Raw genomic sequence first — 21,400 nt, 5'->3', positions numbered from 1 at the left:
GCCAAACCCAAAGACAAGGCCCCGCTGCACTCCGGTGCGGCGGGGTCTTGTGCATTGGGAGAGTGCGTATCAGCACATCCCATTTCGAACCCACCTGCGCTTGACCTAGCCCCGCACCCACCGCATGGGCATCCGCTATGACCGACAGCCCAACCCCTCAGCAACTCGTCCAAGACCTCATCCGCTTGCTCACCACCCAAAAGCGCGCCGCTGATGTCTATGAAGGCGCTCAGCAAACCGATGGCTTTGGCCGCGTCTTTGGCGGGCAAGTGCTTGCCCAGGCCCTGCAAGCTGCCCAGGCCAGCGTGCCCCACACCAAGACCGCCCATTCGCTTCACGCTTACTTCCTGCGCGGTGGACGCGAGGGGGTGCCGATTGAGTACCGGATCGAGCGCGACTTTGACGGGCGCAGCTTTGCCAATCGCCGTGTTGTCGCAGCGCAGGAGGACGACCAGGGCCGCGCCGTCCCCATCCTCAACCTCACTGCCTCATTCCAAACGCCTGAGGATGGGTTGAGCCATGAAGACAGCCCTATGCCCGATGTCGCCCCGCCCGATACGCTCAAGACCGATATGGAGATGCGCCGGGCCATGATCGATACGATGGATCAGCTGACAGAGGGCCAGCGCGCCCTGATGCTGCGGCCCCGTCCGATCGAGATGCGCACGGTTGACCGGCTTCACTGGATGAACTCCGAACCCAAACCGCCGCGCGCGCACAGCTGGTTCAAGACCGCCGCCCCCATCACGGGAGAGGCTGACACCCCCGCCCTGCACCGCGCCATCATCACCTATGCCAGCGACTACACCCTGCTTGGCACCAGCGCCCTGCCCCATGGCCTCAGCTGGATGCGCGGAGAGCTGGTGGGCGCCAGCCTTGACCATGCGATCTGGTTCCACCGTGATGCGCGCGCCGATGACTGGCTGCTTTATGTCACGGATGCCCCGTGGTCTGGCGCGGGCCGCGGCTTCAACCGGGGGCGCATCTTCAACCAATCGGGCGATCTTGTGGCCAGTGTTGCCCAAGAGGGGATGATGAGGAAGCGCAAAGGCAAAGGCAACAGCAAGGCTTGAACAGCCGCCGCCTCAGCTCACCGCACCTCCACTCAACTCGTCGCTCGTCATGCACACATGGACCGCATGTTACACGGTCTTAGCGCAATAATCAGATCGATCACACAGGCCCGTATTGATCGCCTCACTCGATCAAAAGCGCCCGCATCGCCCTAACAATATCAAAGAACAGCGCGCGCAATACACCAGCACTCGCAAGTAGGAAAACGCAGCGCGCGTCCCCCAACTTCCCCTCGCGCCGCTCTATTTCGGCCCTGCCTCCACCGTGCCTCCAGCGGCCCAGCGCTCTCCCCACTTACGCCTGTAAGGTTCGCGTTAACCTTGCTTTTTTGCTTCTCAATTCAGCTTTCGCCCTTATCTTCAAACCCATGGAGATCGTTGCAATCGTCCTGGGCCTGGCGCTGATTATGCTTGGAATTGAGCTGCTTGCCCCCGGCAGAGCTTGGCCCAAAACCGCCGGATGGTGGGCGCGCGCTCTCGCGCTCAATGCGGTGCAGGTTGCGATGGTGTTCATCGCCGGGCTGACATGGGACAAATGGCTGGCAAACTGGTCGATCTGGAATGCCGAAGCCGCTTTTGGCCAGACAGGCGGCGCCATTTTCGGATACCTCGCCATCACCTTCATCTATTACTGGTGGCACCGCGCGCGCCATCAGGTCCCGTTTTTGTGGCGCATGTTCCACCAGATCCACCACAGCCCGCAGCGTCTGGAAGTCGTCACCAGTTTCTACAAACATCCGGCAGAAATCTTCGCCAATGCAGGATTGTCGAGCTTTATCCTCTATGTGCTCTGCGGGCTTGGACCAGAGGCGGCGGTCTATGCCATCCTGCTGACCGGGATTGCCGAACTGTTCTATCACTGGAATGTCAAAACGCCCTATTGGCTGGGCTTTATCATCCAGCGGCCCGAAAGCCACTGCGTCCATCACAAGCAAGGCCATCACCGGCAGAATTTCTCAGATCTGCCGATCTGGGACATGCTGTTTGGTACATTCCACAATCCGCGCGAATTTAACGAGGCTTGCGGTTTTGCTGATAATCGCGAGCTGAAACTGGGCACAATGCTGATCGGCGGCGATGTCCATGCAGCGCGGCATAGATCGCAGGAACGCCCCGGTTCATGAGCGCGCTGAAATCAGCGATAGCGCCCGCCGTCCTGATCGCGATTGGCTGCGTTCAGATGGTCGGCGATGCGCTGGAATTGCCAGTTGTGAAAGCCGTGGGCGCGGCCTCTGTCGCCTCGCCTGCACCCAAGGTTTTCACTGCGCATCAGGGGTTTGAAACCTATTCTTCGCAATTTATTCTAAGCTGGCGAGACAAAACAGGCGCGGGGCGCAAACTGGTTTTGACCCCGCAAAACTATGCCGGCGTGCGCGGGCCGTATAATCGCCGCAACGCTTACGGTGCGGCACTCTCCTATGCGCCTGTCCTCAATTCAAATGAGCTGAGCCGCCCGATGCTGGAGGCCGCAATCGAGCACACCTTTTGCGGCAATTCCACCGCGCTTGAGGAGATCGGTCTGGACCGTGATGATGTCGATGGCCCGGTCCAGTTTCGCCTGATCCCGCGCCAGACATTGCCCGCGAACCATCCGTGGAAACTCGAATATGAAGTGACCTGCGATGCTGAGTAAGTGGGGGCCGAGTAATTGGGGCGCTAACGATTGGACAGGCGGACAATACAGTATCTTTCGCGTGCTGTTCGGGGCCTATCTGTTTGTCCATTTCGCCTATCTGGCCCTGTGGGCGCCTGACATCTTCTCCAATGCTGGGATGCTGCCCGATGCACAGCTCAGCCCGCTCATCATCGCCTTTCCCAATGTGCTGGGCGTGATCGACAGCCCGGCCTTTGTCACCGGACTTGCCATCGCGGCGGCGGCGGCATCGGTGCTGTTTGCAGCCGGAAAATGGGACAAATGGGCCGCGATCTTCATGTGGATTGTGCTGGCGAGTTTTCTGGGCCGAAATCCGCTCATATCAAACCCCGCCATGCCCTATGCCGGGTGGATGCTGATTGCCCATGCGTTCATCCCGTCAAAGCCGTTTTGGTCATGGCCTGCGCGCGGGCGCGCTGATCCGGACGGCGGGTGGCATATGCCTGCTGGCGTGTTCTTTGCCGCGTGGGTCGTGCTTGCGCTGACTTACAGCTATTCCGGCTATACCAAGCTGCTCAGCCCCAGTTGGGTATCGGGCGATAATGTCCAATATGTGCTCGACAATCCGCTCGCGCGGGATTGGTTCGTGCGCGACATCGCTTTGGCAGTGCCCGATGCGGCGCTGAAAGCGCTCACATGGTTTATCCTCGGCATTGAGCTGCTCTTTGCCCCGCTTGCGCTGATCAAGCGGCTGCGCCCATGGCTGTGGGGCGGGATGCTGGCGGTGCAGTTTGGGTTCTTACTGCTGCTGAATTTCCCCGATCTGACGATCGCGATGCTGCTGTTTCACATGTTCACGTTCAACCCGGCATGGCTGCGGGCCAAACCGCTGGAAGACACCGTGCTGCATTTCGATGGCACCTGCGCCTTGTGCCATGGCACGGTGCGGTTCCTGCTGGCAGAGGAAACACCCGGTGAATTGCGCTTTGCCGCCTTGCAGGATGGCGCATTGGAGGCGGCGATTGGGCGCGACCGGGTTGAGGCACTGGGCGATACGATTGCGGTGCAAACGCCGGATGGGCGCGTTCTGACAGAGGCCGCTGCGGTAGCCTATCTGCTCGACCATTTGGGCGGGCTGTGGCGATTGGTGGCTTGGGGCCTGCGCGCTTTGCCGAACCGCTTTGCAAACGCCGCCTATCATTTCGTCGGAGATCGCCGCTACCAACTCTTCGGGACCAAGGCAAATTCCTGCCCGCTCATGCCAGCCGAAATGCGCGCTCGGTTTCTATAAGCGCGCCGCCCCTTCCCCCGATGCCTGCTGTGCGCTAGCCTCTCGCGTGGGAGACACCATCAATGCACATCACACGCCAACCGCCTGTCAAAACCAGCCTTGAACCCTCAAACCACCCCTATCTGTCGGGCGCATGGACCCCGCTTCATGAAGAGGTGGACGTGGATGAGCTGGAAGTGATCGAGGGCGAAATTCCGGCTGACATGGACGGGATTTACCTGCGCAACACCGAAAACCCCGTGCACCAGCCGCTTGGCCGTCACCATCCCTTTGATGGCGATGCGATGGTGCATCAGGTGAACATTTCGGGCGGGCGCGCGAGCTATCGCAACCGCTTCGTGCGCACCGCCTGTTTCGAAGCCGAACAGATCGCAGGCGGCGCGCTATGGGGCGGATTGATGGACCCGCCAAAACTGTCGAAACGCCCCGGCTTTGGCGCGCATGGCAGTCTCAAAGACACCGCCTCAACCGATATCATAGTGCATGCAGGGGTGGCGCTGGCGACGCTCTATCAATGCGGGGAAGCCTGGCAGATGGACCCGGTGACTTTGGAGAACCTTGGCAAGGCATCATGGGGGCCATTGGACGGCGTATCCGCCCATCCCAAAGTGGATGAGGAGACGGGCGAATGCATGTTCTTCAACTATTCCAAACACGCGCCTTTCATGCATTACGGCGTCGTGGACCGCGCGGGCAAAATCGCGCATTACGTGCCCGTTCCGCTTCCCGGCCCGCGTCTGCCGCACGATATGGCGATCACCAAGAACTGGTCGATCCTCAACGATATGCCGCTGTTCTGGGATGAAGAGCTGCTCAAACGCGATATCCACGCCGCGCGCATCCACGAAGGCGTGCCCAGCCGGTTCGCGCTGATCCCGCGTTATGGCAGTGCGGACGACATCCGCTGGTTCGAAGCCGCGCCCACTTATGTCCTCCACTGGACCAACGCCTATGAAGAAGGCGATGAGGTCGTGCTCGAAGGGTATTTTCAGGACAAGCCTATGCCCGACCCAATCGCGGAAGCGGGTGAATATGGGCATATGATGGCCTATGTGGATGAGCATTCCTTCCTGCCCAAACTCCACCGCTGGCGCTTCAACCTTGCGACCGGCGATACGCGCGAGGAACGCCTGTCGGACCGCATCGTCGAATTTGGCATGATCAACCCTGCATACCTGATGCGCAAGAGCCGCTATGTCTGGTCCACCACGGCCAAGCCGGGCTGGTTCCTGTTCAACGGCTATGTCCGCCACGACACCGAAACGGGCGAGGAGCAAGTGTTCCAATTGCCCGACGGCGTCTATGCCAGCGAAAGCCCCATGGTGCCGAGGAAGGGTGGAGCATCAGAAGATGACGGCTATCTCATCACGTTCCTGATTGATGAGAACAAGGGCACGTCCGAATGCGCCATCATCGATGCAAGCGACATCACCAAAGGCCCCATCTGCCGCCTCGCTTTGCCGCACAAGATATCAAGCGGGGTGCATTCAACCTGGGTGGAACATTCGCAGCTCAACGCCGACGCCGCATTCAAACAAGACCTCTCAGCCAGCGCCGCAGCTTAGCCCGCTTCGCCTGCGATCCGCCGAAATTTCCCAAAGTTTTCGCAACTCTTGCGCGGTCCGCGCATTGAACCCATATGAACCACGAGATTTTCAAACAGAGGGCACCCACATGGCTTATCAAGTAATCGACCTTCCCTATTCCGACACCGCTTTGGCCCCGGCCATTTCGGCCGAAACGCTGTCATTCCACCATGGCAAGCACCACCAGGCCTATATCGACAAGATGAACGCAGCCATCGAAGGCACCGATCACGCCGATGCCGCGATGGAAGACATTGTCGCTGCTGCTCGCGGCAGCAATCAGGGCCTGTTCAACAACGCCGCGCAAAGCTGGAACCACGCCTTTTACTGGAATTCCATGGCCGCCGAAGAAACCGCGCCGTCAGATGATCTGAAAGCGAAAATCGACGAAGCTTTCGGTTCTGTTGACGAGCTGAAAAAGCAACTCAAAGATCGCGGCGCGGGCCACTTCGCCAGCGGCTGGGTCTGGCTCGCTGAAAAAGACGGCAAGCTGTCCATCGAAGAAACCCACGATGGCGACACTCTGGCTGATAGCGATTTCAACCCGCTTTTGACCGTGGATGTGTGGGAGCACGCCTATTACCTCGACCACCAGAACAAGCGCCCCGCTTATCTGGACGCCGTGGTCGACAACAAATTGAACTGGGCCTTCGCCAGCGAAAACCTCGCCCGCGGCAGCGCTTGGACCTATCCGAAGTAAGCGACTAAAATCGCAATGCAAAAAGGCCGGTTCGCATAGCTAGCGAGCCGGCTTTTTTGTTGGGCAGAGAGCTTTGTCTCAAGAAACATGCATGTTGATTGGCTGGACTTGAGTGGAGCTGCGACTTTCCGGTTTGGGGAATGAACACCGAGACAGCAGTCGCTTTGCAAATCAAACCGTAATGACTGCAAGCGACTCAATTGCTGCCGCCACGAAACACCCATTTTCGCCTGTCGATTGAAGTCGATGTCGACCCTTGGCCTCGCAACTTAGCGGGAGCGGTGTGAGCCATAAGGGATTCCGGCCCCATGCTGCTCTTTGGGAAGGCGAATTCCCATTGTGCTGACAAGAATAGCACGCACACAGAACGGCCTTTTTGCAATTGACTCGCAAGAGCAACTCTATCAAGAGGCTCAGCGTTCGAATGCAGAAGGGGTCATCACTTGCTCAAACCAAACACCACGCCGCTAAAATTAGTATTATTGGCGTCCACTTGCGTCGCCACCAGCGCCCATGCGCAAGAAGCGCAGGATGCAGGTTCATCCGAAGACGAAGGCACGATCATTGTCACCGGTGAGGTTTCCACATTTGGCGCAACAAAGTCTGAAACGCCAATCCTAGAAACCTCTCGCTCGGTATCGGTAATCACCAATGATGCATGGCGCGAGCGTGGCGCGCTCACCCTTGATGACACATTGAATTACACCGCTGGTGTGGTTGGCGACACATTTGGCTTCTCGACTCGGGGAGACTTCCCACGGGTTCGAGGTCTCGATGTCCCTGAATATCTCGACAACATCCAGGTGCTGTTTGGTTTCTACAACAACGCCCGCTCTGACATTTATACGCTTGAACAAGTCGAAGTCCTCAAGGGACCAGCGTCCGTTCTCTATGGCCAAGGATCGCCTGGCGGTATCCTCAACACGGTGAGCAAGCGTGCTGGGCCTGACAATATCGGCAGCGAAGTGTTCGTTGAGTACGGCACATTCGACCGCGCGCAAGTTTCTGCCGATATCGGTGTCGATCTCTCCGGTGATGGAACGCTCACCGGTCGGCTTGTCACGCTTTACCGCGATGCCGATACGCAGGTTGATTTCGTGAATGACGACGCATTTATCATCGCGCCGTCGATCACTTTCGATAACGGCCAAACTGCGCTTACAGTTCTAGCCAACTACACGGACCGGGAAAGCGACACAGCGCATCAGTTTTTGCCCTTGGCAGTGACAGCATGCGCCAGCAGCGATGTCGCGGTTTCCGAACCCAACATTTGCTCTGGTGGTATTACAGAGGAAGTTGGCGCGTCGCTTTACGTAGGGGAACCGGCTTTCAATCGCTACGATAGCGAAAGCTTCTCGCTCACCGGGTTTCTCCAACACCAATTCAGCGACGCCATCGGGTTCGAAGCGACCGCTCGTTACCGCGACAACAGCGCCGATTACAGCCAGACATGGGTGTCGTTCCTTGGCGATGGCACTCCGCGAGTATTGGCTGATGGCACGGCGGTCGGACGCAGTTGGTATGACGCCCCTGCAAGCTCTGATCAGTTCGCGATAGACGGACGCTTCCGCGCTCAATTCTCAACCGGTGCGATTGAGCATGAGGTGCTCGCAGGCATCAACTACCAGACAATTGACACCCTGCTGGATGCTGCGTTTCTCTATGCGCAGCCGACCACCTTCAACGTCTTCAACCCGGTTTATGATGGGTCGGAAATCCCCGGTGATGCCCTGTTTGAGGCAGCGCGGGCGAGAAGCGTAAATGAGATCGATACGGTCGGATACTACATCAACAATCAGATGACCGTCGGGAATCTCGTCCTGAATGCAGGCGTTCGATTTGATGAGTTGGAAACTGGTAACGGCACCACCACACAAGATGATGATGCCACTAGCCTGAGTTTTGGCGCGCTCTACAAGACCGATATCGGCCTCAATCCTTATGTCAGTTATGCCGAGAGCTTTCAGGCCGTGGTTGGCAATGACACGGTCACCAACGAGCCCTTGCTGCCGCAGGAAGGTAAGCAGATCGAAGTCGGGGTGAAGTTCCAACCGCGCGGAACGCGCACTTACATCACGGCTGCATATTTCGACATTGAACAATCCAATCTGCCCAACCCGGCGGCCTTGCCCAACGCCTCCTCGCAGCAGGAAGGAGTTGCGAAAATCAGTGGCTTCGAAATTGAGGCTACGACCGCCATCGGGGATGTGTCGATCGACGCAGCCTTCAGCATCATTGATACGCAAGACCCAGACGGCGTTCGCTTCCCAAGTGTGCCGGAAGTGCAGGGTTCGGCCTGGATCGCATGGAAGCCTTCGTCAGAGCAACTGGATGGGTTGGTTATCGGCGCTGGCATCCGCTACGCCGAGGGCAATGAAAGCAGCGGCACAGCTTTTCTTGCCGCCAACGGTTTTGCGCCGACGCCGGTCTTGATTGAAACCGATGGCTACACCGTCTTCGATGGTTTGATCGGCTACAGCTTTGATCGGTACTCCATCACGCTGAATGCGCGAAACATCTTTGACAGCGAGTTTTACGGCACCTGCCTGTCGCGCGGAGACTGTTTCCCCGGCGAAGGGCGCACAATCCAGATCCGCGCTGGCGTCCGCTTCTAAGGGGCTCGCATTGTGTTGATCTGGCAAATCCTGGGATTGGCGCTGGCGGCGATGGGCGTTTGCTCGCTCTATTTCGCATGGCAGCGCAAGGCGCGCAGTTGGCCGCTCGTGGTGGCCGGATGGGTGCTGATCTTAGGCTCGATCATCGCATGGAGCCAGACCAGCGGCGTCGACAAGGGACCAGCCTTGGGTGTTGTCGCGGTCATACTGGTCGCTTTGATCGCGATTATCGCAGCCGCGATCAAAGCGCCGGTAAAGACGCGCCGCACGATCACACCTCGCCAGCCACAGCAAAGCGGGCAAGCCAGTGTCTGGCATGAGGGATTGTCCATCACGGCATCAATCCTTGCGATTGCAATCCTTGCCCTGATTGCTGCCCTTGCGAGCTGCACGGCCATGTTCATGGCTGGCCGTGCTACGGGATTGGAGCACACGGCCAATCTCACAATTTCGATGTTTGCCTTCCCGATGGCTTGGGCGGGGCTTGCGACTTTCATCGGCTATTCGACGAGCACGTTTTTGCGGGCAGCCGTGCTGCTTGGGCTCGCCTGTATCTCGGCGGCGATCATACTTGTAACTATGCAAGGGGGCGGCTGAGATGTCAGCGTCAAACTCAAAAGCATCGGCAACGCGCGTGGCAAAGTCGCTTGAGGCGCACAGCCTGATCGCGGTTATCTTTGGCGGGCTGATTTACATCCTTGCCGTCACCGGCACCCTTTCGGTGTTCAATCATGAATTTCAGCGTTGGGAACAGCCGAACGTGCCAGAGATGGAGAGCATCTCTCCAAAGGCGGCTGAAATGGCGGCGCTGGCGGTGTTCAGAAGCGAAGAAACGCCGACGACGCACCTTTATGTGAACTTCCCGCAGGCGGATTTGCCGCGCACGGTCATCACAACGGATACGCAGGCGTTCTTCGCTGCGCCCGACGGCACGATCGCTGCGAAGGAGGCGTTTCCTTGGACGCAGTTCCTGCTCGACCTGCACTATTATTTGCACTTGCCGCAAATCCTTGGCCTCACCGTCGTGGGAGCATTGGGCGCGATGCTCATCGCAATGTCGTTTTCGGGCTTGCTGGCTCACCCGCGCATCTTTCGTGACGCGTTTACATTCCGCAGGGGTGCGGGGCGTCTAACGACTGTTGATCTGCATAATCGTCTGAGTGTTTGGACGCTGCCGTTCCATCTATCCAATGCTCTAACGGGCGCCATACTTGGCCTCGCCAGCATTTTGGCTTTCGCCATTGCTGCGGCTGGCTTCAACAATGACACTGGCGCCGTCTTCAATCCAGTCTTTGGTACTGAGCCGGAAGAGAACTCGGCCCCTGCCGAGGTGGCAACGATAAGCACGCCTTTGACATATATGGCGCGCGAATTTCCCGATCTCGATGTCACCTATTTCATCTTGCACGACCCAGGGACGGCGGGACAACACAGTTCCATAATCGCGGAGCACCGTGATCGTTTGATCTTTGGTGAGTACTACAATTTCACCTCAGAGGGAGACTATGAGGGGAATGTTGGAATATCCGACGGAACGGTTGGCCAGCAGATCACTGGGGCCGTTTACAATGTGCATTTCGGCAATTGGGGCGGGTTGCTGGTTAAGTTGGCCTATCTGATTTTCGGCGTGGGCCTTTGCGTGATTATAGCCAGCGGCTTGAGCATTTACTTTGCAAAACGTGAAGCGAACGGCAGGCCAGCGCCGAAACTCGCTGCGGTTTGGACAGGTCTCATTTGGGGCACTCCTGCAATGCTCGCCGCAACTCTTGCAGCGGCGCTAACGGGTTCGAGCAGTGGAGGTTTGGTGGCCATCTTCTGGATAGGCCTTCTCGCTACCCTGATCATTGCAGGTTTTATCGGACGCGAAAAAACGCAAACATTTGGTCGCACATTTATGCTGACGAGCTTGGTCTTAGTGCTCGCCATTTACACTGGACGATATGGCATGAGTGCCTTTTCCAATGCTGGCCTTAGCATCTCGCTATTGGGCGCTGTCTTGGCTGCGGGATTGGGCTGGTGGAGCTTGAACGCGCGCAAGAACCGACCCCGTGGCCATTCACTGGCAGGCGAAGCCGCAGCACCGTCGGCCAAATGATGAAAACGGTTCTAAAAGTTTGAGCCGGCTTTGGTCTGGCAGCACAAAGGCTCTCCATTTACTCGCCACAGCTTACCCTAGCGCAGAGCGACCCGATACTCTTGAAGCAAATCAAGGTGAGCTATCAGCAGCAAGCTCAGGCGTTCAATTGACGCGTCCCACGCAATAGCTGAGCGCAAGCTGACTGGAAGGCGTTTGACCGTCATCATACAAGCCACTAATGCGAGTGATTATCAGAATCATTCGCACTTATGATTCGTCCTTGGGGTCACATTCTATGAAAATCAATCTGCTGCTTGCTTCTTCTGCCCTCGCGCTGGCGGGCTCACCGGCTTTGGCGCAGGCTGATATTGATGGCGATGCAGACGCTGAACTGACCGGTGAGATCATCGTAACCGCCCAAAAAATTGAACGGACACTGCAAGACACTAAAGAAAGCATTGCGGTCATCAGTGAGGAGACAATTGAAGCGCAGAACCTGCTCGATATTGAAGATGTTCTGAACCTTACCGCCAACGCGTTTGACTTTGCTGGAGGCGAGAACTTCGGCATTCGCGGGATCACTCAAAACTCGGCATCAACTGGCGGGGGAAGCGGCGAGCTTGCCAGTCTCTACGTGGATGGCGTTGCGCTCACCGGCTTCGCCACTCGCTTCCTCCCAAAAGACCTATGGGATGTTTCCAGCGTAGAGGTCCTGCGCGGCCCGCAATCCACCAATGTCGGGCGCAACGCTTTGGTCGGAGCGCTGGCGGTCAACACCAACCGCGCCAATCCTGATGAGTTCGAAGCAGCCGCACGTCTTGAGTATGGCAACCCCAACAAGCTATCAGCATCTGCACTCATCAACGTTCCATTGGCTGACAATGCTGCGTTTCGTCTGTCAGGCGAGTACGAGGAAACCGATGGCTTTATCTCTAACGTCACGATTCCGGTCGAAAACTTCGATGCGCGCGAGAACGTCAACCTGCGCGGCAAGCTGTTTTTCGAACCAGCGGATGGGCTGACCATTAATGTGACGGGCCAGTATGCTCGCACAGAGCGCGGTCAGGACATCTTTCGCGGCGACCTGCAACCGATCGATAGCCGCATCAGCAGCGCAAATTTGCGCGCCTTTGAAGACTACGAAGGCTATACCGCATCGGTCGATATCAACTATGACTTCGATGAGAATTGGTCGGTGCGATCTGTGACCGCCTATCTTGAAGGCGACTACGAACGCTTCGACGATGATGACGAAGGTCCAGAAGGTGGAAACGCATTTCGCGGACGCACTGCAAGAGATCAAAACTGGTCTCAAGAACTGCGCTTCACTTATCAGTCGGATCGTTTGAACGGTGTCTTTGGTGGCTATTACACCGAGGTCGAAATCGACAATTTCACAAGTGGATTGGTCAACATCTTGCCAGCGCAAGTCGGTGTTCCTGATGCGCTGCTGCCATTTTATCCTGCCGTTCTCGAAATTCTCGCTGACGTTCCGTTCCAAGGGGACACTCGCAACTATGCCTTCTTCACTGAATGGGATTTTGAATTTGCGGACAATTGGATTGTCTCTGGCGGCCTGCGCTACGACAATGAGCGCCAAAATGCGCTTTCAAACACCAATAACAGCCTGGCTCCTGGCAGTGAATTGCCGGACCCAGCTGCCGCAGGAGCCTTGGCGGATATGCTCCAACCTGGTTCTGGACAATTTGTTCAAGCAGGTGTTGCGCAGGTAAACGCTATCTTGGCAGCACAGCTTGCTCCGAGTAATTTTCCGGCGACCCAAACGACTTACGATGCGTTCCTCCCGCAGTTTGGTCTTACGCATCGTCTGAGCGACTATGTATCGCTCAGCGCCTTCTACAAACGCGGATACAGAGCCGGTGGAAGTGAGGTAAACCTCGCTGGCGTCCAGAGTGATTTTGACCCGGAATTTCTCGACAATTTTGAGCTGTCGCTAAGGACTGAGCTGGTGCCAAATCAGCTGTTTCTCAACGCAAACGCCTATTACGGGGATTGGAGCAGTCAGCAGGTTACTATCTGCGAAGGTGGCAGCGTCACCAATTGCACTGTCGAGAATGCTGGCGAGTCCGAGATTTATGGCGGTGAGCTGGAATTGAGTTACCGGCCCAATGGCCAAACAACTTTGTTTGCTAACATTGGCCTGTCAGAAACCAAGTTTACCGATTTCGTAAGCGGCACTGAAGGCGATCTTACCGGCAACACATTCGCTTTCTCTCCAGACTTCAGTTTCGCATTCGGCGGCAGGCATTTCTTCAACGACAACATCTACCTTGCCGGAAGTGTGAGCTATCAAGGCGAGAGCTTCTCTTCGGTGCAAAACGATGTGACGCTGGATAACAGAACGCTGGTTGATCTATCCGGCGGCTATGAGGCGGACACTTACGGCGTCAAACTCTACGTATCGAACCTCTTTGATAACGACTATCTCACCAATGATGGGCGAGGCGGGCTATCGAACGGCCGGTTTTTGCGGCTCGGTCCGCCTCGAGAATATGGCATCGTGCTAACGGCGCGTTTCTGATGCAGCGCAACCCCACCTCGCGTGTGGAGCGGCCTATTGCATGCTGATTGTTGGTGGAATAACGGCCCAACTGGCAGCGATTTGGGCGCTCAGGCTCGGTCAGCAACGCGGCCTGTTGCCGCTCACAATCGCTGCTTTGGCGCTGATGCTGGCATCTGCTTGGATCATGACCTTGGCGCTGGGCACTGAGCTTGGAGTGACTTGGGCGCTGACGGCCGTGTCCGTTGTTGCCTATCTTTTCATTTTGCACCCATTCTTTCGCGCAAAAGCGATTGGTCATGACCGTGTCCCGCGTCAGGGCAGACGGATGCCAACGCCGCCAAGCAATTCGAAAATGCGCCTCGCAGTGAAGCTACTTTCAGCAGGGCCACTCTATTTGATCGCTTCGCTGGGGCTTAGCCTTCTTATTGCCACCAAGCCTTGGACTACCGAACTCACCCGGCTCTTTATCGGCGGACTGTCCTCGCCGCTCTTTTGGTCGATTGGCGCATTGCACGCGACTGTCGATCCTAAGCTTTGGCGCGTCGTTGCGGTTCCAATCGCGCTTTCTCTCGTTTCGTTTGGGATATTCTATCTGTTATGAATGCAGAGCAGCCAATCACCGCAGAAGCCTCGAAGCAGAGCTCGTTCGTCCGCCGAATGATCGACTCTCATTCTGTGCTCGGACTGGGCCTTGCAGCGCTGATCTACATTGTCAGCGTGACAGGCGCTTTCACGCTATTCGTTCCAGAGATTTCGCTCTGGGAAAATCGCGGCGTCGTTACATCGCAATCCGTCACGCCTGAAGTCGCGGCGAAAGCAGCGGAGAATGCAGAGGCTCGGCTGGAGCCAGGCAATGGGATACTCAACGTAATTCTATACGCGCCAGACGAGTTTAAACCCTATACCACGGTGAGGCTGAACCAGCGGCCAGATCGTGAAAGCCCTTTGCAGTCGGCGGAGTGGATCGTCGAACCGAACACGGGTGAATTGCTCGATCAGATCGATGCACCCTACGCGCATTTCATCGAAGACCTGCACACCGTGCTGCATTTGCCGAGCCCTTGGGGGCGTTACCTCGTCGGTCTTGTGGGCGTTGTCATGTTCACGCTCATACTGTCCGGTATCTTTGCTCACCCAACGATCTTCAAAGATGCCTTCAAACTGAGGCTGGACCGCAATGCGCGGCTCGCGTGGACCGACATTCACAACAGATTGAGCGTTTGGGGGCTGCCGTATCACTTGGTTCTGACCTTCACCGGAGCCTTTCTGGGGGTCGCCGGGATCACCGTGTCAGCGCTGGCATTCATAGCGTTCGAAGGCGACACTGAAGAGGCTATCAGCGCCATCAACGGCCCGCAGCCAATCTTAGACGCGCCGGCTATGGAAAGGTCGCCAGACTATGCGGCTATGCTCCGCAATTCCGATCAAGAGGGGCGAACATTCGCGCTCATGGTTGCGAGCAATCCCAAAGATAGCGGCAGCACCACGTCCGTGATTTATGGCGAAGAGGGCATTCTTTCGACCCGCTCTTCTGACATCTATCGCAATGATGGTGAGTTTTTGGAAAAGTTCGGCGGTAAGGGTTCAGAGGTTGGTGCGCGCATATTCGGAGCGGTGCAACCGTTGCATTACGGCACTTTTGGCGGTTACCCGATCAAGTTCTTCTACTTCGTTCTGGCGCTGGGCCTTACCTATATCACCAGCAGCGGCATGATGATCTGGTTCAAACGCAAGATTCAACAAGGCCAGCCAAAGCCTAAATCGGAGGCGGCATGGCGCGGCATGACAACCGGGCTGACTCTGGCTTTGGCATTGGGAGCCGTCCTGGGGACAAGCGGCCTCAGTCTGCCCATTGCTCCAATTGGCTTGGGTGTTTGGGCCGCTGGTTTAGCTGCGATCTATCTCGCGAAGAACCCGATTAGAGTTGTCCGGATTGGTTGGTTCTTAAGCGCTGCAATGCTCGTGGTAGCAATGATAACTAATGTCTCGATGAGGGCGTCGATGGGAACTGTTTCTATTGTTACCAACGTCTTGCTCGTAGCAACTGCCGCCGGATTGGTGATCTGCGCGAAACGGCTGTCTGGAGCAGAAACGGTAAAAGCTGCACGTGAGCGCATTTCTTTGCCGACGAACTGAACTTCCGCTTTTACCCCCACGTCCTGCCAATTCGAGCCAGCGCAAACCGCGTCCGCTTTTGGCAGGCAAGGCGCTTTGCGCTTATAGCTGGTGTTCGGGCCGCGAGCGCATTCTCCCCTCACCCGCCCGCGTGGTAAAAGTCATAAATCTGCCGCGCGACCTTATCGCTCACGCCCGGCGCGCGCTGCAGATCTTCAAGCGCGGCGGCGCGGACTTTGCTCGCCGTTCCGAAATGCAGCAGCAATGCGCGTTTTCTCGCCGGGCCGATGCCGGGGATTTCATCGAGAGGGGATGCGGTGATCGCTTTGGAGCGTTTGGCCCGGTGCGCGCCGATGACATATCGGTGGACCTCATCGCGCAGGCGCTGGGCGTAGAACAATACGGGCGAGTTGGTCGGCAGCATCTTTTCGCGGCCGTCAGGGAAATGGAACACTTCGCGCCCTTCACGGCCATGATGCGGCCCTTTGGCGATGCCGATGACGGGCAGGTCTTCGATCCCGAGTTCGCCCAAGACCTCCATAACCGCCGATAGCTGCCCCTTGCCGCCATCAACCAGCACCAGATCAGGCCAAACCCCTGCACGCTCGCGGTCGGGATCATCTTTCATCGCGCGGGTAAAACGGCGCTCAAACACCTCGCGCATCATTGCAAAATCATCATTGGTTTGCGCGGTCTTGATGTTGAACTTGCGGTATTGCGATTTTTCAAAGCCTTCGGGTGAGGCGACCACCATCGCGCCCACCGCCTTGGCCCCCTGAATATGGCTGTTATCGTAAGCCTCAATCCGCTGCGGCGGTTCGGGCAGTTCGAGAAATTCAGCCAGCTCGCGGTGGACTTTGGCTTTGGTGCCTGTTTCCGCCAGCCGCCGCTCCAATGCTTCGACCGCATTGCGCTGCGCCTGTCCGAGCAATTTGCGCCGGTCGCCGCGTTGGGGGACCGACAGGGTCACTTTGCGCTCCGCCACTTCGGACAAGGCCGCCTCGATCAGCTCGCTTTCCGGCAATTCGCGGTCAAGCAGAACGGTCGCGGGCGGCGGCACTTCTTCGTAGAATTGCAGCATGACATTGGCGAGCACCTGATCCTCGTCCACATCCTTTGTGTGGCTCGGAAAGAACGCGCGGTGCCCCCAGTTTTGCCCGCCCCTGATAAAGAATGCCTGCACCCCGACATGCCCGCCTTTGCTGGCCAGAGCGAAGATATCGGCATCGCCCAGATGCTTGGCGTTGATCGCCTGTGACCCTTGAATAAAGGTCGCCGCCCGCAGCCTGTCGCGCAGGATAGCGGCGGTTTCAAAGTCGAGATCTTCTGCCGCCTTGGCCATTTGCTTTTCAAGATCGGCCTGCACTTGGGACGATTTCCCGGCGAGGAAATCCTTGGCCTGTTTGACCAGCTTTTCGTAATCCGCCTCATCAATACGATTGACGCACGGGGCCGAGCAGCGCTTGATCTGATAGAGCAAACAAGGTCGGTCGCGATTGTTGAAAAAGCTGTCTGTGCAAGACCTTAAGAGGAACAGTTTCTGCAGCGCATTAAGCGTGGTGTTGACACTACCCGCGCTGGCAAAGGGTCCGTAATAATTGCCTTTCGCCCGGCGCGCGCCGCGATGTTTGTGGATGCGCGGAAACGCATGATCGGCGCGCAGCAGGATGAAGGGAAAGCTCTTGTCATCGCGCAAAAGCACATTGAAGGGCGGGCGGAAACGCTTGATCAATTGCGCTTCCAAAAGCAGCGCTTCGGCTTCGGAATTGGTGGTGACGATCTCCATGCTGCGGCATTGCGAGATCATCCGCAAAATCCGCTGGGTCAGCCCGTTGGTCTGCGTGTAATTGGCGACCCGCGCTTTCAGGCTGCGCGCTTTACCCACATAAAGCACATCGCCGCGCGCATCGCACATCCGGTAGACGCCGGGAATGGGTTTGAGCGTTTTGACGACCTCGCGAATGGCATCAACACCCGCCTCCAGATTGGGCTGCGCGCGCGAGACCGTCTCTGCTGCGCGCGTCTCATCAAAACGCGCAGCACCATCGGGACTGTGGGGAGTGCCTGCTTTCGCCATCGGCTGCTTAGGTCCTGTTGACACATTCTATGCGGATCATGGTTTGAGGCCAAATTCGCATCTCACGAGGCGCTGACGTGCAGGAAGTGCATCGCACTTTCAAGCGGCAGCAACGCTGTGAAGGCGAATTTGGGTCAAATCCCGAAGGGACGCCCCAAGAATTGGCCAGCTAAGCGTCGCTCGTCCTTGAATATGCAACGGCATGTCCTTCGTCCTCGCTCCTTTATCTGACCAATTCTTGGGGCGCCGTGACCGCATAGAGTGTGTCAACAGGACCTAGGATAGGGATTGCCCTGCGCGATTGGCAATCCGCACGAGGCTCTCTATCGCCAGCTTGATGGAACAATATGATGTGATCATTCTGGGCGCAGGGGCTGCGGGCCTGATGTGCGCAGGCCGCGCGGGCCGGCGCGGGCTGCGCGTGGCGGTGCTGGAAAAGGCGGAGAAACCGGGCAAGAAGATCCTGATTTCCGGCGGCGGGCGCTGCAATTTTACAAATGTGAATGCGGGCCCTGCCAATTTCCTGTCCGCCAATCCGCATTTCGCCAAATCCGCCCTCGCCCGCTACACGCCGCAGGACTTTATCGATCTGGTCGATGCGCACGCGATTGCCTGGCATGAAAAGACGCTGGGGCAATTGTTCTGCGACGGCTCAGCCAAGCAGATCGTTCAAATGCTGCTCGAGGAATGCCCGGACAGTGTGGATGTGATCTGCGGCGCGGACTGCGAAACCGTTGTTCACGACAGCGGCGCGTTCGCCGTATCCGCGCGCGGTCGAAGCTTTACCGCTCCTAACCTCGTAATCGCCACAGGCGGACCTTCGATCCCGAAAATGGGCGCGAGCGGATACGCTTATGATCTTGCGCGCCAGTTCGGCCTGAAAGTGGTTGAGCCGCGCCCTGCCCTAGTGCCTTTAACGCTTGGCGGGGACGATGTGCTGTTTCGCGAGCTATCCGGCGTTTCTGCCCCCGTGACCGCTCGCAGCGGCAAAGCCAGTTTCGATGAAGCAGCGCTTTTCACTCACAGGGGGCTTTCCGGGCCAGCGATCCTGCAGGTTTCCTCATATTGGCGGCATGGCGAAGATATTGGCATCACTTTTCTGCCGCAAAACGATGCCGACTGGCTGCTCGATATGAAACGCGACCGCCCGCGCGCCAGCATTAAGGCAGCGCTGCGCGAACATTTGCCCGATCGGCTCGCGGATGCGTTGGCGGATAGACTGGGCATAGAACGCGAGCTTGGCAACGTGCCCGATAAGGCCCTGCGCGCAGCGGGCGAACAGCTCGCCAATTGGCGCTTTTCACCCAGCGGCACCGAAGGCTTCGCCAAAGCCGAGGTCACCATAGGCGGCATTTCCACCGCCGAATTGTCGAGCCAGACGATGGAAGCCAAACGCATGCCCGGCCTTTATGCTATCGGCGAAGCGGTGGATGTGACAGGCTGGCTGGGCGGATACAATTTCCAATGGGCCTGGGCGAGCGGGGTCGCTTGCGGCGACAGCATGTTGCCCGGCTCTCAATTGTAAAAATACGACACATCACAAACGAGAGAGCTGATTTCATGCGCAATCTGACTTTTACCATAGGCCGCATTTTGCTGGGGCTTTACTTCCTCTTTCCCGGTCTGATGAAAGCCGCAGGACCAGCGCAAACCATCGCTTACATGGAAAGCCATTCGATCCCCTTTGCCGCCCCGCTGATGTGGTTTTCCGCGTTTGTGAATATCGCAGGCGGCCTTGCTCTTATTGCAGGCCGGCATGTGCGTTTGGTGGCTTTTGGCTGCGTCATCTACATTTTGCTGGTGAATTTCATGCTGCACGATTTCTGGACCATGGGCGAGGATATGGCCCCGCGCGAAACGCAGAATTTCGTCAAAAACCTAGGGATATTGGCCGGGCTAATGGTGCTGGCAGGCGTATCGAGCAAACGCGCATTGACGCTGCGGCAATGGTGGGTTTCGGACAGTAAGGCCGCTAAAGGTGTGTAATTAAATTACAACACAGGCCCGTCCCAGAACAACACTTACCGCCTACGTCAGCTTGCCTTGATCCCAAAACGTGCCTACCTCACCTTACAGAGCTTGAAAACAAGCCGTTTTGGAGGATGCTTTAACAGGAGGCCCGTTTGCAGCAATTGCAGGGTATGGATTCCTCGTTTGTCGCGTTGGAATCCCCCAATTCGCCGATGCATATCGGCAATCTGCTGATCTACAATCCGGAAACGGCGCCAGGCGGTTTTGTCCGCTTTAAAGACATTCTCGACTTCTTCCGCGACCGACTGCACCTGTCCAAAACGATGCGTCAACGCCTTGTGCGCGTCCCGTTTGATCTCGATTATCCCTATTGGATCGAAGATCCCAATTTTGACCTTGAATACCATGTGCGCCATGTCGCTTTGCCAAAACCAGGCGATTGGCGGCAATTGTGCATCCAGACCGCCCGCATCCACGCGCGGCCGATGGATTTGAACCGTCCGCCATGGGAATTTACCGTGATCGAAGGGCTGGACAACGTGCGCGGTTATCCGCCCGGCTGTTTTGGTTTTGTCACCAAAATCCACCACTCCGCGATTGACGGGATGAGCGGGATCGATCTGATGGAGGCAATCCACACCGCCACGCCCAGCACTGCCCCGCCCAATTCCTCTGATGAGTGGAAGCCGGAAAAGATACCGGGTCCAGTTGAATTGCTTGGCAAATCCTATCTCAACGCCATCGTGAACCCGGTTAAACAGGCGCAGGTCGCAGCTCAGGCCGTTCCCGGTATCGCCAGCGCGATCAAGGGGTTGGTCACACGCCAGTTCAAACTGAACAGCGATTATGTGCCGCCGCGCACGCGCTTCAACCGCTCCATTTCGCCCCACCGCGTGGTTGAAGGGCGCAGTTTCCCGCTAGCCGATATCAAAGCGATCCGTGCGCTTCAGCCAGAAGCAAAGGTGAACGATGTGGCGCTGGCGATTGTCGGCGGCGCGCTGCACAAGTATTTAAGCGCGAAGGATGATCTGCCCAAATCCTCGATGACGGCAATGGCGCCCATTTCGGTGCGATCTGCCGATGAGAAAAGCGATATGGGCAATCAGGTCGCCGCGATGATCGCGCCGCTGGGATCGCAGATAGCAGATCCGGCTGAACGGCTGGAGTTTGTCTTCAAACGGACCAAAAACTCCAAAGCGATGACCAACGCCATCGGCGCGCGCACCATGACAGAAGTCAGCAAGGTCAACCCGCTGTTGTATATGGCCCTAGGCGCGCAATTGTTTAACCGCGTCAGCCTTGCCCATCGCACTTTGATGCCGTTCAACACGGTTGTCACCAATGTGCCCGGACCGCCGGTTCCGATTTATTCGGCTGGTGCCCGGATGGAATCGATGGCGCTTTCGCTCATTTGTCTAACCGATGGGCTGGGCCTTGCGCACGTGGTTCAAAGTTATGTCGATGAAGCCTATATAAGCTTCACCGCATGCCGCGATATCATGCCCGATCCTGAGTTTTACTCAGAATGCCTGCAGGAAAGTTTCGACGAAATGCTGGCTGCGGCGAAAGCCGCGGGCGCGCCTGCTGGCAAAGCGCCCGCCCAAAAACCGCCCGCCCAAAAACCAGCAGCGAAAAAGCCTGCTGCAAGGAAACCCGCAGCCAAATCCGCCGCGAAGAAACCGGCAGCTCGTAAACCTGCAAAACGCAAACCTACGACCACTATGAAACGAAAAACAAAACCTGAATAAGCCTAAATAAACCCATATAATCTTTGCAA

General features: G+C 57.2%; 16 protein-coding genes. 15 read left to right on the top strand and 1 reads right to left on the bottom strand.

Annotated features, from left to right (window positions below):
• The first annotated feature begins 137 nt into the window (after positions 1-137).
• The 12 genes from AC0V6L_RS11095 to AC0V6L_RS11040 all read left to right on the top strand — a co-directional run bounded on the left by AC0V6L_RS11095 (position 138) and on the right by AC0V6L_RS11040 (position 15,596).
• On the top strand, positions 138-1,073 hold the full coding sequence (locus tag AC0V6L_RS11095) for an acyl-CoA thioesterase (protein WP_486154318.1): 936 nt from the start codon (positions 138-140) through the stop codon (positions 1,071-1,073).
• Positions 1,074-1,441: 368 nt separating this feature from the next.
• Entirely contained in the window at positions 1,442-2,197 is a 756-nt protein-coding gene (locus AC0V6L_RS11090) for a sterol desaturase family protein (RefSeq protein WP_486154317.1), read from the top strand.
• Positions 2,194-2,706 (top strand): hypothetical protein, encoded by a 513-nt coding sequence (locus AC0V6L_RS11085; protein WP_486154315.1) that lies wholly within the window; start codon positions 2,194-2,196, stop codon positions 2,704-2,706. Before AC0V6L_RS11090 ends, AC0V6L_RS11085 begins: the two co-directional genes overlap by 4 nt.
• The gene (locus tag AC0V6L_RS11080) at positions 2,696-3,958 is read left to right on the top strand and encodes a DCC1-like thiol-disulfide oxidoreductase family protein (protein WP_486154314.1); all 1,263 of its coding nucleotides are present in this window, start codon (positions 2,696-2,698) and stop codon (positions 3,956-3,958) included. The genes AC0V6L_RS11085 and AC0V6L_RS11080 overlap by 11 nt, the downstream gene beginning before the upstream one ends.
• A gap of 62 nt (positions 3,959-4,020) precedes the next feature.
• Positions 4,021-5,523, top strand: a complete 1,503-nt coding sequence (locus AC0V6L_RS11075; RefSeq protein WP_486154313.1) for a carotenoid oxygenase family protein — start codon at positions 4,021-4,023, stop codon at positions 5,521-5,523.
• Positions 5,524-5,632: 109 nt separating this feature from the next.
• Positions 5,633-6,244, top strand: coding sequence for a superoxide dismutase (locus AC0V6L_RS11070; RefSeq protein WP_486150737.1), 612 nt, complete (start codon positions 5,633-5,635; stop codon positions 6,242-6,244).
• 443 nt (positions 6,245-6,687) lie between these two features.
• Complete coding sequence (locus tag AC0V6L_RS11065; protein ID WP_486154312.1) at positions 6,688-8,859, top strand: TonB-dependent siderophore receptor; 2,172 nt, start codon at positions 6,688-6,690, stop codon at positions 8,857-8,859.
• A gap of 15 nt (positions 8,860-8,874) precedes the next feature.
• A complete protein-coding gene (locus tag AC0V6L_RS11060) occupies positions 8,875-9,456 on the top strand; it encodes a hypothetical protein (RefSeq protein WP_486154311.1) in 582 nt (193 codons plus the stop codon).
• 1 nt (position 9,457) lies between these two features.
• A complete protein-coding gene (locus AC0V6L_RS11055) occupies positions 9,458-10,954 on the top strand; it encodes a PepSY-associated TM helix domain-containing protein (RefSeq protein WP_486154310.1) in 1,497 nt (498 codons plus the stop codon).
• Between the two features lie 277 nt (positions 10,955-11,231).
• A complete protein-coding gene (locus AC0V6L_RS11050; protein WP_486154309.1) occupies positions 11,232-13,478 on the top strand; it encodes a TonB-dependent receptor in 2,247 nt (748 codons plus the stop codon).
• Positions 13,479-13,518: 40 nt separating this feature from the next.
• On the top strand, positions 13,519-14,061 hold the full coding sequence (locus AC0V6L_RS11045; protein WP_486154308.1) for a hypothetical protein: 543 nt from the start codon (positions 13,519-13,521) through the stop codon (positions 14,059-14,061).
• Positions 14,062-14,117: 56 nt separating this feature from the next.
• On the top strand, positions 14,118-15,596 hold the full coding sequence (locus AC0V6L_RS11040; protein ID WP_486154307.1) for a PepSY-associated TM helix domain-containing protein: 1,479 nt from the start codon (positions 14,118-14,120) through the stop codon (positions 15,594-15,596).
• Positions 15,597-15,714: 118 nt separating this feature from the next.
• On the opposite strand, the gene uvrC is transcribed toward AC0V6L_RS11040, so the two are convergent.
• The gene (gene uvrC, locus AC0V6L_RS11035; RefSeq protein WP_486154306.1) at positions 15,715-17,652 is read right to left on the bottom strand and encodes an excinuclease ABC subunit UvrC; all 1,938 of its coding nucleotides are present in this window, start codon (positions 17,650-17,652) and stop codon (positions 15,715-15,717) included.
• Between the two features lie 337 nt (positions 17,653-17,989).
• Here uvrC and AC0V6L_RS11030 point away from each other — a divergent pair, with 337 nt between their 5' ends.
• The 3 genes from AC0V6L_RS11030 (at position 17,990) to AC0V6L_RS11020 (ending at position 21,371) form a co-directional block, all read left to right on the top strand.
• Positions 17,990-19,177 carry a BaiN/RdsA family NAD(P)/FAD-dependent oxidoreductase gene (locus AC0V6L_RS11030; RefSeq protein WP_486155116.1) on the top strand — a complete coding sequence of 396 codons (1,188 nt, stop codon included), beginning with the start codon at positions 17,990-17,992 and terminating at the stop codon, positions 19,175-19,177.
• A 35-nt stretch (positions 19,178-19,212) separates the two neighbouring features.
• Complete coding sequence (locus AC0V6L_RS11025) at positions 19,213-19,638, top strand: DoxX family protein (protein WP_486154305.1); 426 nt, start codon at positions 19,213-19,215, stop codon at positions 19,636-19,638.
• Between the two features lie 155 nt (positions 19,639-19,793).
• Positions 19,794-21,371, top strand: coding sequence for a WS/DGAT/MGAT family O-acyltransferase (locus tag AC0V6L_RS11020; RefSeq protein WP_486154304.1), 1,578 nt, complete (start codon positions 19,794-19,796; stop codon positions 21,369-21,371).
• Positions 21,372-21,400: the final 29 nt, after the last annotated feature.

The sequence above is a fragment of the Erythrobacter sp. JB1-15 genome (genome assembly GCF_057365035.1).
The sequence above is the reverse complement of the archived record's forward strand: the minus strand, read 5'-3'. Positions and strand labels throughout refer to the sequence as shown.